The organism is Bacillus sp. AFS002410 (assembly GCF_002556365.1).
Taxonomy (GTDB): domain Bacteria; phylum Bacillota; class Bacilli; order Bacillales; family Bacillaceae_G; genus Gottfriedia.
Genome location: NZ_NUEU01000021.1, coordinates 132,393 through 147,085, shown reverse-complemented (window position 1 = coordinate 147,085; position 14,693 = coordinate 132,393). Strand labels below are relative to the sequence as shown.

14 protein-coding genes are annotated in these 14,693 nt (G+C 31.9%); 4 read left to right on the top strand and 10 right to left on the bottom strand.

Features of this window, described 5'->3' with window-relative positions:
* Window positions 1–125 precede the first annotated feature (125 nt).
* From CN692_RS14150 to CN692_RS14135, 4 genes are all read right to left on the bottom strand, one after another.
* Window positions 126–1,433, bottom strand: coding sequence for a D-arabinono-1,4-lactone oxidase (locus CN692_RS14150; RefSeq protein ID WP_098119818.1), 1,308 nt, complete (start codon window positions 1,431–1,433; stop codon window positions 126–128).
* Window positions 1,421–2,596 (bottom strand): amino acid deaminase/aldolase, encoded by a 1,176-nt coding sequence (locus CN692_RS14145; RefSeq protein WP_098119817.1) that lies wholly within the window; start codon window positions 2,594–2,596, stop codon window positions 1,421–1,423. Before CN692_RS14145 ends, CN692_RS14150 begins: the two co-directional genes overlap by 13 nt.
* Before the next feature lie 104 nt (window positions 2,597–2,700).
* A complete protein-coding gene (locus tag CN692_RS14140; protein ID WP_098119816.1) occupies window positions 2,701–4,971 on the bottom strand; it encodes an AAA domain-containing protein in 2,271 nt (756 codons plus the stop codon).
* Between the two features lie 48 nt (window positions 4,972–5,019).
* Window positions 5,020–5,943: a LysR family transcriptional regulator gene (locus tag CN692_RS14135; RefSeq protein ID WP_098119815.1), complete on the bottom strand. Its 924-nt coding sequence runs from the start codon at window positions 5,941–5,943 to the stop codon at window positions 5,020–5,022.
* Between the two features lie 148 nt (window positions 5,944–6,091).
* Here CN692_RS14135 and CN692_RS14130 point away from each other — a divergent pair, with 148 nt between their 5' ends.
* A complete protein-coding gene (locus CN692_RS14130) occupies window positions 6,092–6,604 on the top strand; it encodes a GNAT family N-acetyltransferase (RefSeq protein ID WP_098119814.1) in 513 nt (170 codons plus the stop codon).
* Window positions 6,605–6,718: 114 nt separating this feature from the next.
* Here CN692_RS14130 and CN692_RS14125 read toward each other — a convergent pair whose 3' ends face one another.
* The 4 genes from CN692_RS14125 to CN692_RS14110 form a co-directional block, all read right to left on the bottom strand.
* A complete protein-coding gene (locus CN692_RS14125; protein WP_098119813.1) occupies window positions 6,719–6,952 on the bottom strand; it encodes a hypothetical protein in 234 nt (77 codons plus the stop codon).
* Window positions 6,953–7,110: 158 nt separating this feature from the next.
* Window positions 7,111–7,359, bottom strand: coding sequence for a hypothetical protein (locus tag CN692_RS14120; RefSeq protein WP_098119812.1), 249 nt, complete (start codon window positions 7,357–7,359; stop codon window positions 7,111–7,113).
* A gap of 228 nt (window positions 7,360–7,587) precedes the next feature.
* Window positions 7,588–9,426, bottom strand: coding sequence for an ABC transporter ATP-binding protein (locus tag CN692_RS14115; protein WP_257131620.1), 1,839 nt, complete (start codon window positions 9,424–9,426; stop codon window positions 7,588–7,590).
* A gap of 22 nt (window positions 9,427–9,448) precedes the next feature.
* On the bottom strand, window positions 9,449–9,901 hold the full coding sequence (locus CN692_RS14110; RefSeq protein WP_179874444.1) for a MarR family winged helix-turn-helix transcriptional regulator: 453 nt from the start codon (window positions 9,899–9,901) through the stop codon (window positions 9,449–9,451).
* 274 nt (window positions 9,902–10,175) lie between these two features.
* Between CN692_RS14110 and CN692_RS14105 the strand changes: the two genes are divergently transcribed.
* Both CN692_RS14105 and CN692_RS14100 read left to right on the top strand, forming a co-directional pair.
* Complete coding sequence (locus tag CN692_RS14105) at window positions 10,176–11,150, top strand: NAD(P)H-quinone oxidoreductase (protein WP_098119810.1); 975 nt, start codon at window positions 10,176–10,178, stop codon at window positions 11,148–11,150.
* A 27-nt stretch (window positions 11,151–11,177) separates the two neighbouring features.
* On the top strand, window positions 11,178–11,882 hold the full coding sequence (locus tag CN692_RS14100; RefSeq protein WP_098119809.1) for a DUF554 domain-containing protein: 705 nt from the start codon (window positions 11,178–11,180) through the stop codon (window positions 11,880–11,882).
* A gap of 45 nt (window positions 11,883–11,927) precedes the next feature.
* On the opposite strand, the gene CN692_RS14095 is transcribed toward CN692_RS14100, so the two are convergent.
* Together CN692_RS14095 and CN692_RS14090 are read right to left on the bottom strand one after the other, a co-directional pair.
* Window positions 11,928–12,638 carry a YoaK family protein gene (locus CN692_RS14095; RefSeq protein WP_098119808.1) on the bottom strand — a complete coding sequence of 237 codons (711 nt, stop codon included), beginning with the start codon at window positions 12,636–12,638 and terminating at the stop codon, window positions 11,928–11,930.
* Between the two features lie 167 nt (window positions 12,639–12,805).
* A complete protein-coding gene (locus CN692_RS14090; protein WP_098119807.1) occupies window positions 12,806–13,192 on the bottom strand; it encodes a winged helix-turn-helix transcriptional regulator in 387 nt (128 codons plus the stop codon).
* A gap of 184 nt (window positions 13,193–13,376) precedes the next feature.
* Between CN692_RS14090 and CN692_RS14085 the strand changes: the two genes are divergently transcribed.
* On the top strand, window positions 13,377–14,210 hold the full coding sequence (locus CN692_RS14085; protein ID WP_179874443.1) for an SDR family NAD(P)-dependent oxidoreductase: 834 nt from the start codon (window positions 13,377–13,379) through the stop codon (window positions 14,208–14,210).
* Window positions 14,211–14,693 lie beyond the last annotated feature (483 nt).

Below are 14,693 nucleotides of genomic sequence, written 5' to 3'. Positions count from 1 at the left end.
AGAAGGTTCATGAGTAACTATAAGAACACAAATCCGAAAAAGCGTTACTCATAAAGGCTTCATGAGTAAGATAAAAAGAATTATTAAGAAGGCACCATACTCAAATATAGTCCAAAACCCGTTAACTACCCAATCTGAAATAATTTAGACAAATAAGCATTAGCAAAAATATCATTCTTATCTAGTTGAGAGCGAATACTTAGGAAGTTAGAAAGTTGAGGATATACATCGTTTAATTTTTCAAGATTCATTGAGTGCATTTTACCCCAATGCGGTCTACCGATATAGCTTTGGAGAATTTCTTCTATTCTATTAAAATATTCTTGATGTGGCATGCCTTTATACATATGGATTGCGATATATGCTGAATCACGCATTGAAGCTGGACTAATTAGAAAATTGTCTTCTTTTACGAAGCGACATTCTATTGGGAAATGGACGTTAAATTTCTTATTTTGAATTTCTTCCTGAATTTCTAAAATTGCTTCATCCATCTTTTCAGCAGGAATATTATATTCCATTTCGTTAAATTTCACATTGCGTGTTGTTGCAAATAATTCGTGACTAGGACCGATCATATTAGTGTTTGGAACACTACTACCACTTATTTTACTAATTTGAGGACTACTTTTTGGGAAGTTTCTACTAAATTCACTTAAAAACCAAAATGCTTTATTTTCAAGCGTTGCTACTTTCCATTTTTCAAACTTAAATGAATGCTTCTTCGTTCTTGTTTCATTCATCAGCTTAATTTGAACATTATTTGAATATGGAAATAAGTAAAACTCAAAATGTTCATTTTCTTTTTTCAAATTTGATAGATTACTATAGATTTCATCAGTATTTACTTTTTTGCTTTCATAACGATATGTTTTAGCAGGTTTTATTCTAATTTTAAATTTAACAACGATTCCTAGTAAACCTAGTGATACACCAATTGCTCTAAAAAGATCTGTGTTTTTTGTTTTTGAACAATCTATTATGTCCCCAGACGGTAATACGACTGTCATCTCTTCAATTTGTGTTGATAATATTCCGTGATTAACGCCTGTACCGTGCGTGCCAGTTAAAAATGCTCCAGCAATTGATTGAACATTTATGTCACCCAAATTTTCTTGTGAGTAACCTGATTCATACAATTCAAATCCAAGTTGCTCTAACTTAGTACCTGCCCAAACTTCAGCAGTTTGTTCTTCTTTATTAATTGAAATAACTCCACTTAAGTTATCTAGTGAAATTAAATAGTCATTTGTAGCTATAAGCGGTGTAAATGAATGACTTGATCCAACTACTCTTATTTTTTTTCTTTCCGAGTTAGCCATGCTAACGATGTTTACAACATCTTCAATCGTTGTTGGGTAGATTACTTGTTTTGGATTAAATTTGACACTTCCAGACCAGTTTTTCCACAACATACTTTTCATAGGAAGCACCCCCGATCTCCTCGGTATGTTGTGAAACGGTCAATTATTTTATTTTTACTGACAACATATAGCTCTGAAAATCGCTCAGCAATTTCACCAGCTTTACTTGGTCTAAATAAAATTGCATCGCCTATTTTTAAGTCTTCATGACCTGAGTAATAAACTGGTGTTTGCACTTCACCCGCACCTTCTAATGGCAATAATGTACAGTTAGTAGGAGAATATGGGGTTGGCAATTTCTCTTGCCCTACTGCTCCTGATGCTATAAACCCTCCACTTGTGCATGTGAAAATTTTATCTGCTGGTTTGCGAATAATTGGTAAAGCAAAACCAATTGCTGGTTCGTATTGAAAGCTCCTGTACTCATCAAATAAAGTTGGTGAATAAAATCCAGACCCAACTGTAACTTCTGTAACTACCTTTTCATTCGAAGTTGATTGAAGACTTCCTGTCCCACCACCATTTACAAAATCAAGTTGATATCCATCTTTTTCAATATATTTAACAATATCCTTTCGTCTTTTTGCAATTTCACTTAAGGATTTCTTTTTAAGATATTGAATGACTTTATTTTTTATAAACCTATTTTTTACATCGTCACCAACCCCAGCAATTTGGGCTTCATACCCCATAATTCCTTCTAATCGAACATTCAATGATTGCAAAATATGTGTGAGTATTGGAACTAAATCTCTTGTATTTTTTATCGGTGACCTTCTTACTCCAAAATGAAACCCATAATAAGAAGTGCTCATGTCTACATCAATACAAAGAGGAATGACGACCTCATTTTTTGCTGCAACTTCTTCGATCATGCCGATTTGTTCCGTCTCATCAACCATACAAATAATCTTTTTACCTTTTTTTATTTGTAAGGCAATTTTATTTAGGCCACTTTCATCAACTGTTGGATAGCCAATTAACAAATTATCAAAACCATTTTCGGCAAGAAAGTCTGCCTCATGTGGGCTATAACACATTAATCCCTCAAAACATTCATCGCTTTCTAAAATATAATTTAATACTTGTACACTACGAATCGACTTTGTGGCAATCCTTATTTTTTTACCGTTTGATTTTTTTGCAATATCATCAACATTTTTAACAAAAGCATCCCAATCTAAAAAAGCACATGGCATAGACATTTTAGTAAAAACCGATCGATCGACCATTTATTCACCTGTCCCTATCCCTTAGCATTTTTATTATTAATTTATGCAAAACTTGATTTAATAAGAATAAAAAAAAATTACATAGAATATGCTCCATGTAATTTTTAAAAATCGATAAACCCTTTTAATACTTGTATAGTTAAAGGACTTTGCAATCTTACTGAATTATTTGATTGATTTAAGCTCACATTTGACATAGGAATACCGTACCAAAGTACTTCATTGTCAATCATAATAAACGGTTGAACTTGATCTTTTTTAATAAATCTTCTATTCTTTTGTTTTTCAAAATGAGCTTCACTTATAAATAAAATTGGAATTTCGATTTCGTTTATAATTTTTCGAATTTCCAAAGACATAGTTGATAAATTTGACATTGAAACAACTATATTTTTATTTGCATTTTTTAAATCATTCACTAATTCAGTTATGCCCTTAGTTGAATCATTAAAAAATAATTTCAACCTCTTAGAAATACTTTTCGTAAATAGTTTATTGAATTCTTCTTTAGCCACTTTGTGATCATGATTAACTTGATATTGAATTAATTTATTGATCGCTTTATTTGGTTTTGTTTTATTTTTGACAAAAGGAATATCTGCAATATGAATAAATTTGCCTCTCGCTCTAGTTAGTGCAACATTTATTAATCTCTCACTATTTTGATCTGTTAGTAATAATCCAGGAGAATATTGTGGATAAGTATCAACAGAATCAAAAATGATCACATCGCATTCCGCTCCTTGAAATCGATGGACTGTTGCGATTTGTATTGGCAATTCTCTATATTTTGTTTTACCGATAATCTCTTTATGTAGAGCAGAAAGTAATTTTGCTTGAGCTCTGTATGGTGTGACAATACCAATAGAATTAACTCCATCTACTATACTTGTAAGAATGCATTGGATGGCAATAATCGCGCTTCCTAAATTATATCTTGATTTTGTATTTGAATCTTTTAAAGCATAGGTTTTTAGAAATTGTGAATTAATTAAACTATTTGCTTTCATAGGAAAAGGTCTATGCTTTGCAATTTCTTGTCTTCTTTTTACTGAAGGGTGGTCAAATACTAATGATTGGTAAATTTCTTTATTCGTAAATCCTGATATGGCAGGATGCATTCTTCTTTGTTTATTTAGCAAAACTAAGTTAGGTAATGGTTCACCGTTTTCAACTCTTTGAACAATCCCCGTATGATGAAATAAATCTTCTTGAAGCCATTTCTTTACATAATCATTATGAAAACAAGACGCAATTGGTGGCAATTGTTTAAAATCTCCACATACGACAATTCGTTTTCCTAAAGTTGCAGCAAATGCAATTTGTGGTGTATATGCCATACTGATTTCATCAACAATTACTAAATCAAATTGTCTTAAATAAATTAATGGATCAATTGAACATTTTGATAATGTAGTTCCAATTACTTTTGCTTGATCGATTAACTCTTTTTCTTTTTCACGGATTTCACTTCGAATTTTATTTAACTTATTTTGAATTTTACTCAAATCATTTAATTCTTGTTTCGAAGCCGCTCCCCTTCTTGCTTTTTTTAACATTGAATGCTTTCGTTCATCCAAATTTTCCAATTCATCATGGTTTATCTCACCACTTACTTCAACAAGCTTTGACGAAAGTATGTCTTCATGCTGTAGCAATACTTCATCTTTTGTATAGCCGTATCGGACGATTTCTCCACTTTTCCATTTTTCTTTCTGCTCTAATTCATGTATAACATTCTTCATTAAAACGTCCACTGCCGCATTTGAATGAGCAATAACTAATACAGATTTATTTTTTTCGTAATGCTTTAAAATAATCTTCGTTAAATTATAAGACTTTCCAGTACCAGGCGGTCCCCAAATATAAGTTGTTGCATTATAAAAGGAACGGTAAATTAACTCCTGCAAAACTAAAGTATCCTTTTTCATTTTCGTTAAATGCTTAGCAGTCGAATCAGCATTCATTAATTTCAGTACTTTTTTTTGTTTACCTCGATAATCTTTAATCTCCTCAAGTCGATCAATTAACTGATCTAATAACTCCCATGGCTCATTAAAAAGTTCTGCATATGGAATTGTCGTTTGGAAACTTTCATTTATTTTTATTTCGACTTGTGATCCCTTAAATGATAACATCTCACCTTGATATTCTTGATTTTCTATTTTGATCCGAACAGGTGTGCCTTCTGGAACAAAAATTTCTGCATAAATCGTAAATAAGATTACCGTACTTTGTCCAATTTGATATAAAGGAGTTCCTTTTGTAAGGGTATAGCTCCTTCCACCATGAAATTTAAGGTAATTTCGTTCTGCTTCAATTGCTGATTGCCATTCTGTAATTAAATTATTTACGTCACTTAGTTTATTAAGCATCTATTTCACCTTACTAGTTTAAAAAATTTGAACCTATACTCCACTTGTTCATTCACTTTGCTTAGGTATAGATTTTTTTAATGCTAATTTTAAAAAGTCAATATAAACAAGTGCCTCTGCTGGTAAAAACACATCATTTCTCTTCACCCAGCCGATCTGAACTTGGTTTGCTCCTTCAAGTGGAATTGAGATAATATTTGGATTCATATAGTTGTGAACAATACAGCCTGTTCCTAGATTATAGCTATCTGTATTTGAAAGAAGATTATTCATTGCCCCTCGATCTTGGAGATAAACAAGTTTTCCAATATTGTCTACATCGAGTGCTTCTTCTGCAAAATGCAATAACATATCATCATGCTGATATGTCAAATATGGATAGTCAGTTAACTGATCTAATTTAATCGATTCAAGATGAGCTAATGGATGTTCTTTTCGCAAAAAGACGCGTTGTTGCAAAGTAGCTATTGGATTAAATGTTAGTGATTTTGACGTAAAATAACGTGCAAAAATATGTTTATTTAACTCAGTTAGCGATAAAATTCCAAGAATACTTTTACAAGAATGAACATCTTCAATTACATCAGTCGTCTTACCTTCTCGAATTGCAAACTCATATTTCTGATCATCAAAATAATTCATTAAATTTGCAAATGCCTCGATTGCAAAACCATAATGTTGGGATGAAATGGAAAGCTTAGTTGAGTCAGTTGTTTTCTCTTTATGAAAATGATGGACAACAGATTCCATTTGTTCTAACAGCATTTTAGCGTAAAATAATAGTTCAGTGCCATCTTTTGTAAAGACAACACCTTTATTCGTTCGATCTAAAATCATGATTTCTAGCTCAGTCTCAAGATCACGCACAGCTTTACTAATACTAGGTTGTGTTACGAAAAGTGCAGCCGCTGCTTTACTAATCGAATTGTGCTTTGCAATCTCCACAATATATCGAAATTGCTGAAGTTTCATGTATTCACCGTCTTTTAATATATTTTGTCGAATTTTTTTGCTATAACTTTAATCTATAGCAAATGATTAAAAATTTCAATTTTACGGTTTGGGTGAAAAGTTTTAAAATATGTAATAACAAACAATTACATATGAGAGGAAGAAAAAAATGATTAGGGAAGCAACTAAAGAGGATTTACTAGACATTTTAGCGATTTATAATGATGCAATTCTTAATACAACGGCAGTGTATTCCTATAAACCTCAAACACTAGAAGATCGAAATAATTGGTTTGACCAAAAGATGCAAGAAGGTTTTCCAATCATCGTTTTCGAAATAGATGAAAAAGTTGCTGGATTTGCTACATTCGGCCCATTTAGAGCGTGGCCAGCCTATAAATACTCGATTGAACATTCTATTTATGTAAATGGTGAGTTTAGAAAAAGAGGCATCGGAACTTCTTTAATGAAGGAATTAATTGCCATTGCAACAAAAAGAGAATACATGACATTAATAGCAGGTATAGATGCTGAAAATGAAAAAAGTATTGCAATGCATAAAAACTTTGGATTTGTCCATTCAGGTACTATAAAAAAAGCAGGATATAAATTCAATCGCTGGCTTGACTTAGCTTTTTATCAATTAGAACTTAATGGACCTAAAGAACCCGTAGAAGATTAAATAAGCATTTAAAAAATATGAATATAATGAAAGGGCATGTTTTGATTGTATTTTCAAAACATGCCCTTTTAATTTTATTTGAAATCGTTCAATTAATTATCGGTAAAAAAACTATTAATTATATAATAAATTTGCAATTAAAAGGACTAAAGTCGAAATTACAATAAATCCAATAAAAAAATATCCTATAAACCTGATCGCCCTTGGCTGTTTACCTAATTCTAAACTATTTCGTTTAAAAGGAATGACTCCTTGCATTTTTTGCAAATCCTCAATTGGTGAAAAGATTTTGTCATCATCAACCATCACTTTGCTTTCGGGTTTTTGAGTTTCATAAATTTTTTTCATAGAAATTCACCTACTTTTTGAAGTTAATTGCATAGTTAATTAGTATTTTATTCCATTTCAAAAGATAAAATCCTTTAAGTCTCCTTAATAATCTATAAAGGACAGGTGAAGAGTTATTCCTATTTTGCGAAATCGGTTAATAGAAAGCATAAATACTTTTATACATATTTCGCAAAAACAACATATGTTATAAAAAATGCCACTACAAAGTACAAAACTCCAAAAAGCTTCTTTTTTATGTCGATACTTAGTAAATTGTCAATTCCACTGAAAATGAGCATACTCATGAGAAGTAATTGCTGATATAACTCGCTTCTTTTTGAACTGTCATTCCAAGTAAAACCAACATAAATTAACAAACTAATGGCACTTATGATCGCTAAGATTTTAAAGATATTTTTAATCATTCTGCATAATCTCCTTAATTTCATAAAGATATAATGCGTTTTTCCACGTTATCTTTTTTGATTGGTTTTTTATCTAATGATTCAACCCGCTTATCAATAGACTATACGTTAATCCACCTAGGTACGACTCTTATGAAGACATAAATTCAACAATTATAAAGATAAACCTTTATTTATACAAAAAAATGAGCCATTCGTTCATTTCCGAATGGCTCATCCTTGTTCTCTTTATTCAATCGATGCGATTGCTTTTTTACCAAATTGTTTTTTGTATAATTCTTTATATAAACCGTTTTCCATCAATAATTCTTCGTGTTTGCCTTCCTCAACTATTTCTCCATCCTGAAGCACAATAATGTGATCAGCAGCCATAATTGTAGAAAGACGATGTGCGATAACAATTGATGTTTTATTTTTTAATAATCCTTGAATTGCACTTTGAATATAAAACTCTGATAAAGTATCTAATGAAGATGTTGCTTCGTCAAGAATGATGATTTCAGGATTTTTTAATAAAACTCGAGCAATTGATAGTCTTTGTTTTTCTCCACCTGAGAGTTTGATTCCTCTATTTCCTACAACCGTATCATATCCATTTGGTAACTCCATGATAAAATCATGTATATAAGCAGCTTTACATGCTTCAATGATTTCTTCACCTGACGCATCATCTTTTGCATATAATAGATTTTCTTTAATCGTTCCATTAAATAAATAGCTATCCTGGGTTACGAGGCCAATATGAGATCGTAACGATTGGATTGTGAATTCCCTAATATCTCGACCTCCAATTTTTATAGAACCAGAAGTCATGTCATAAAGCCGAGGTATTAAATTTGTAATCGTCGTCTTTCCTGCGCCACTTGGTCCAACTAAAGCCGTCATTGTACCAGATGGGGCATTGAAGGAAATGTTTCGTAATGCGGTTTTGTCTTTTTGATAATTAAAAGAAACGTCTTCAAACTCAATATCTAGATTCATAACATTCATTTCAACTGCATTATCTCGATCTTTAATCGTTAATTTCATATCAAAATATTCAAAAATACGTTCAAATAAAGCAACTGAGCTTGTGATATTGACGTATAAATTTGTTAATTGACTAACAGGTCCGTATAAACGTCCTAGTAAAGCGACAAAGCTGATGATTGCCCCAATTGTTATTTCACCTTGAAAATATAAATACCCACCATATAAATAGATTAACATTGGACCGATGCTAGTAAATGTACTTAGAATCATCATAAACCAGCGCCCTGCCATAGATTCCTTTATTTTAAGAGTTGTAGACTGTACATTGATTTCATCAAACGTTTTAAATTCTCTTTTTTCCTTTGTAAAAAGCTTCATTAATAAGTATCCACTTATACTCAATGTTTCTTGTATTATATGATTTTGCTCACTCGTTTTTTCCTGTGTCTGTTTTGCAATACTCCATCTGACACTTCCCATTTTTCGAGTTGGAAGAATAAATAGTGGCACGATGATTAATCCTAATATCCCTAGCTTCCAATTCATTACTAGTAAGGTAACAGCAGTAGAAATAAGAATGAATAGATTATTAGCAAAACTTACAATCGTACTATCAAAAACTGCTTTAACACCAGAAATATCAGCCGTCATTCGAGTGATTACTTCACCTTGCTTTACATTTGAATAAAATTGTAGTGGCATTTGCTGCAAATGAACATACATTTGGTTTCTCATATCGTAAATGATATTTTGAGCAACATAGGCATTTAAATAATTTTGCCATACGCCTAACAAACCTGAAATAATTGTCGTACTAAGAGAGGCGAGTACGAGATAAACTAGTAAACTTAAATTCTTATTTGGTAATGCGGTATCAACAATATGTTGAATAATAATTGGAGGTAAAATGCCTAGCACCGAAGTTACTAGTAAGATAAGCACCACAAGTAAAGTTTGCTTCCAATAAGGCATAAAATATTTCCCAATTCTTAGCAGCAGTGCTTTTGTAATATTCGGTTTTTGTGCATTTTCATCAAATCGCATTCGACCAAATCCATGGGGACCCATTGGAGGTCCTCCACCAAATCCTGACATAATTTTCAATCCTTCCTAATTTCTAAAGTGTATTTTGCTCATTTACTAAATGAGTTAAGATTTGTTTTTGCATTCTAATAAGCGAATTAATCTCCTCTTCGGAAAATTGTTCCATAGAGCTTGCTAAACTCTTATAAGCCTCTGACTCTTCGCGATAACGTTGGCAAATAAGTATACCTTCAGAGGTTAAAAATAATTGAGTTTCTCGTCGATCTACAGCCGAAGTTACCCTTGTTACGTAATTCTTTTTCTCCAACTCATCTATACTAAGACTAACTCTGCTTTTTGCAGATAGTAATCTTTCAGTTAATTCTTTTTGTGTTAAACCTTCCTTATTACGAATTGAATTCAATATAATTAACTGTTGAACCGTTAACCCTAGTTTAGTAGCCGTTTGAAAGCTTAACCTTTTTAGTTGGCGTGCAATTGAGAATAATGAGTTCGTTAATTCAATTGCTTGCTGCAGTTCTGACACGTATACCATCTCCTATATTAGTTCACATTATAAACTGTTTACTTTATAAACTAATAATAAACCTTAGAGTTTCTTTTGTACAATTAAAAGATGTTAATAAAGAAAACTGTACGTTCATTCAAATAACATTCACTTTATTGTTATTTTCACTTTGTTACATTTTCCATATAACAATATATTCTGTACAACTTAACCTGTCTCAGTTTTTAAAATATTCTTTCGATTATTTATATAGTATGATAAGAATTATCTAAAATTAAAGGTGGTTTTGAATTTGAAAGCAGTACAAATTGATGAAGCAAAGCAATTATTTATTGACGATTATCCAATGCCTGCTTTAGGAGAAAATGAACTTCTTGTAAAAGTTCATGCAACAGCAATTAATCGCGCTGACTTATTACAAAAACACGGTAAGTATGCCGTACCTCCAGGCGCTTCTCCAATTTTAGGATTAGAAATGTCTGGCATTGTTGAACAAATCGGCCCAAATGTAACGAATTGGAATATTGGTGATCGCGTTTGTGGATTATTACCAAGTGGAGGTTATGCACAATATGTTTCCATCCCTGCCGATTTAGTAATTCCAATTCCTGATCATCTTTCATTCGAAGATGCTGCAGCCATACCTGAGGTCTTTTTGACAGCATACTTAAATTTATTTGAGTTAGGTAAATTAAAAGAAAATGAAACGGTGTTAATTCATGCAGGAGCTAGTGGAGTTGGAACTGCAGCAATTCAACTTGCGAGAGAACTCGGAGCAAAATCAATCGTTACTGCAGGGAATGAATCGAAGTTAGCTGCATGTACTGATTTGGGAGCGAACTATGTTGTAAATTATAAAAATGAGGATTTTAAAACGAAAGTTGAAGAAATAACTGTTCATGCCGGAGTCGATGTTATTCTAGACTTTATTGGTGCATCCTATTTCCACCAAAATCTTCAATCATTAACAACAAATGGTAGACTGGTTTTAATTGGAACAATGGGTGGAATTAAAGTAAATGATGTGAACTTATTACCACTTTTGACGAAGAGAATTTCGATTATTGGAAGTACTTTGCGCTCACAAACGCTTGAACAAAAAATCCATTTAACGAATCAATTCAAAAAATTTGTCTTACCACTTTTTACGAACAATAAAATAAAACCAATTATCGATTCAGTGTATAGTTGGCATGAAGTAAATGAAGCTCATAGTCGAATGGAGAACAATTTAAACATTGGAAAAATAGTCTTGAAAATAGATTAAATTAAAGAGATATAAAAGGGGATAAAAATGGTCTTACTTGGTTCAATTGTCAACGCAGCAGCAATTATTTTTGGCTCATTACTAGGTGTATTTATTAAAAGAATTCCAGATCGTATGAAAAACTTAGTCACTCAGTCAATTTCATTAGTGATCATCGTAATCGGTTTTACATTAGCAATGAAAACAAATCAAATTCTAATCGTTGTTTTTAGCCTCTCTTTAGGTGCGGTAGTCGGAGAATGGTTAGATATCGAAAGTAAATTAGATAAATTAGGTCTATTTATAGAAAGTAAATTTCATTCTAAAAATGAAGGATCCATTTCAAAAGGTTTTGTTACTTCAACTTTATTATTTTGTGTTGGTGCGATGGCAATACTAGGTGCGTTAGACAGCGGTCTTCGCCACAATCACGAAATTTTATATACAAAATCAATGATGGACGGTTTTCTATCAATCATTTTAACATCAACACTTGGTATTGGCGTTTTATTTTCCGCTTTACCGGTTTTAATCTATGAAGGCTTTATTGCTATCTTTGCATCATTTGTTCCAAACTTAGTCACACAGCACTTACTCAATTCAATCATTGCCGAAATCTCAGGTACAGGCGGTATTTTATTAATCGCTCTAGGATTGAATTCATTAGGTGTAGTAAAAATAAAAATTGGAAATATGTTACCTTCCGTTTTATTTGCACTTATTATTGTATGTATCATTCAATTTTTCAAATAGAAATCACATATATTATTCACAAAAAATGAGCCCTATTTTAATGGCTCATTTTTCATTTATGTAGATGTACTTTTTCTTAAAATAACCTTTATCTTTATGATATAAAATTAAGGCGATTAATAAGACTCCCGCAGCAAGCCAAACTGACTGATTCCCAATATATTTTGTTGAAATACTTCCGAATAATGCTCCAAACGAAAAAGAAAGGATAATCACTAAAAACTCCTTAAATTTCGTTTTTGCTTCTTCGTCTTGATTTACAAAAGCGGTATAAGCGGCCTGTGAAGCAATTCTTATATTACCAGTTGTCATTGTCGAATTATATGTCCACTTATCTAAATGAGTAAATGTTGAAATTTGCAATGAAGACACAAATGAGATGCAAACAGTTACAACGATATTAGGTATACTACTTGGTAATACCCCTACTATTATTAATACTACACATTCTAAAATTAGAATTGAGCGTCTATAGCTGTATAAAAGCTCCCTTAAGCGCGGATGCTTAACAGATTCAGCCACCAATACGCCTAGAATAAATGCGATGATTGGCAGTATGTAATCAACCGAATTCTTCCAATTCCCGTATGATAAATTGATTGCTAGTAGCACAAGATTACCTGTTTGTGCATTAGCAAATACGCCGTCTCTACTAATGAATGTATATCCGTCTAAAAAGCCACCGACTAAAGCTAACAAAACGCCAAGATAAACTGAATTTGATGATAATGAAGGAATTATTTTTTTAGATTTCAATCAAAGATCTCCTACTACAAAGTTAAATTATCATTATCTTATCATTAGAATCACCATTATTATGTTTATAATTGTGAACATTCATCCTTCATTTCTATGTTATTTAGTAAAAATGAGGTTTGTTAACATGATTAGTAGTCTTTTCTTACGTAAAACATCCTTAAGTATTACTGCTGTTGGTTTTGAGTGGAATTATGATGTTCTTCTAGCTTTATATTCATAAATTCCGTCCCCCAATCTTTCATTGCATCGAGTACACTATTAAAATTTTTACCTAGATCTGTTAAAGAGTATTCCACTTTCGGAGGAACTTCTTTATAGACTTCCCTGTGAACCATTCCATCCTCTTCTAATTCTCTCAATTGTCTCGTCAATATTCCCTTTGAAATACCGGGTAACAATCTTTGAAGTTCGTTAAACCTTATTGTTTTCTGGCTTAAATGCCATAATATGAGTATTTTCCATCTCCCTGCAACTACATTTTGCGTAAGTGTTAAAGGACAAACTACATCTTGTTGTTGAGGAGGTCCTCCCTCAAAATTAAATCGTGCCATTTCCGTAATTCCCCTCTCCTTCATAAAGGTACTATTTTTGTGACTATGTCATAAAAAAATGCCTACTTTTAAAATTGTGACTGTGGATTTAGTATATATCTGTAATGATTAATTTAATATTAAAAGTTATTTTATAAGTAACTGTTGTTTCGTTAAATATAGTACTTTTAGGAGAATGATGAAAATGAAAACAATACTAATAACAGGTGGAACAGATGGAATAGGAAAAGGTATTGCAATGCATTACTTAAAAGAAGGCGACCGTGTAATTGTTGTAGGTAGTTCAGCTATGAAAGGCGAACTATTCAAGAATGAAGCTAAAAAGTTAGGAATGGGAGAAAGAGCAATTTTTCTACAAGCAGACTTATGCTTGGTAAAAGAAAATCTACGACTATTACAAGAAATAAAAGAACGCTTTAATTCCCTTGATCTAGTCGTTTTTTGTGCAATAAAACATAATCACTCTTATATTCAAACGCAAGAAGGATTTGAATTTACCTTTGCGCTATATTATTTGAGTAGATTTATACTTAGCTACGGATTAAAAGAGTGTTTAGAAACCTCAAAAAATCCTACAATCATAAATGTTTGCGCTCCCGGTATGAAGGGTGAAGTAAACTGGGAGGACCTTCAGCATAAAAAAAGCTTTAAAAATGTCTCTTTTCATGGCAGCCGTTTAAACGATTTACTTGGTGTTGCTTTTGCTGAAAATGATCCTGCTCATAAAATAAAATATGTACTTTATAACCCTTGGGCAGTACAGACATCTGGCGTTTTTGAAATGGTTAAAAATCCATTGATGAAAAATGTAATGAAATTGTCGTATAAAATAATTGGGAAAACGATTGAAGAAGGAATTAAACCAATCATAAAATTAGTAGAAAATCCTCCAAAATCTTCTTTAACAGCTTTTAAAATGGAAAAAGAAGTTAGTCTAACTATGAAAACATTTGATAAAGAACTCGCTCAAAAGCTATATGACATTACTGTACAAATGCTGGAGGCAGAAAAATACTAAATAAAGAGGCCGTCTTAAGGCAAGGTATCTGACAAATAGGCGGCTTATATTTCAGTTTTAGAATGTATTTTGACGTAGTTGCCAATTTTAATATATGTATAAGTGAGAGCGTTCAAATAGAGGTGAGTTAGCATTAAATTTCGAGAAATATGGTCGTCCTCATTCTATCAGCGGGGGTATCCTATTGGAGTTTTTCAATTTGAGTTGATTTTATGATTTACATGAAGACAGATTGAATAGATTCCTTCACTTTTTTAATCGTTTTTGAATGAATTAAAGCAAATTAATTCATTTTCCGGTTGTAGATAGCTACTTTTGAACAATTATTTAGACTAGATACCCCAACAGGTATAGGTATTATTCTATCTAAAGTGGGATCCAATTAAATTTATTTGCAGTTTCTCTAAATTTAATTGCAGTTTTCTTAATTTTAATTGCAGTTTCTCTATTTTTATTTGCAGTTTCTAATTTCTTATTTGCACA

Excerpts from the sequence above, each read along its gene's own strand:
- CN692_RS14145 (WP_098119817.1), bottom strand. The coding sequence starts at position 2,596 with ATGGTCGATCGATCGGTTTTTACTAAAATGTCTATGCCATGTGCTTTT.
- CN692_RS14140 (WP_098119816.1), bottom strand. The coding sequence starts at position 4,971 with ATGCTTAATAAACTAAGTGACGTAAATAATTTAATTACAGAATGGCAA.
- CN692_RS14135 (WP_098119815.1), bottom strand. The coding sequence starts at position 5,943 with ATGAAACTTCAGCAATTTCGATATATTGTGGAGATTGCAAAGCACAAT.
- CN692_RS14130 (WP_098119814.1), top strand. The coding sequence starts at position 6,092 with ATGATTAGGGAAGCAACTAAAGAGGATTTACTAGACATTTTAGCGATT.
- CN692_RS14125 (WP_098119813.1), bottom strand. The coding sequence starts at position 6,952 with ATGAAAAAAATTTATGAAACTCAAAAACCCGAAAGCAAAGTGATGGTT.
- CN692_RS14120 (WP_098119812.1), bottom strand. The coding sequence starts at position 7,359 with ATGATTAAAAATATCTTTAAAATCTTAGCGATCATAAGTGCCATTAGT.
- CN692_RS14115 (WP_257131620.1), bottom strand. The coding sequence starts at position 9,426 with ATGTCAGGATTTGGTGGAGGACCTCCAATGGGTCCCCATGGATTTGGT.
- CN692_RS14100 (WP_098119809.1), top strand. The coding sequence starts at position 11,178 with ATGGTCTTACTTGGTTCAATTGTCAACGCAGCAGCAATTATTTTTGGC.
- CN692_RS14090 (WP_098119807.1), bottom strand. The coding sequence starts at position 13,192 with ATGGCACGATTTAATTTTGAGGGAGGACCTCCTCAACAACAAGATGTA.
- CN692_RS14085 (WP_179874443.1), top strand. The coding sequence starts at position 13,377 with ATGAAAACAATACTAATAACAGGTGGAACAGATGGAATAGGAAAAGGT.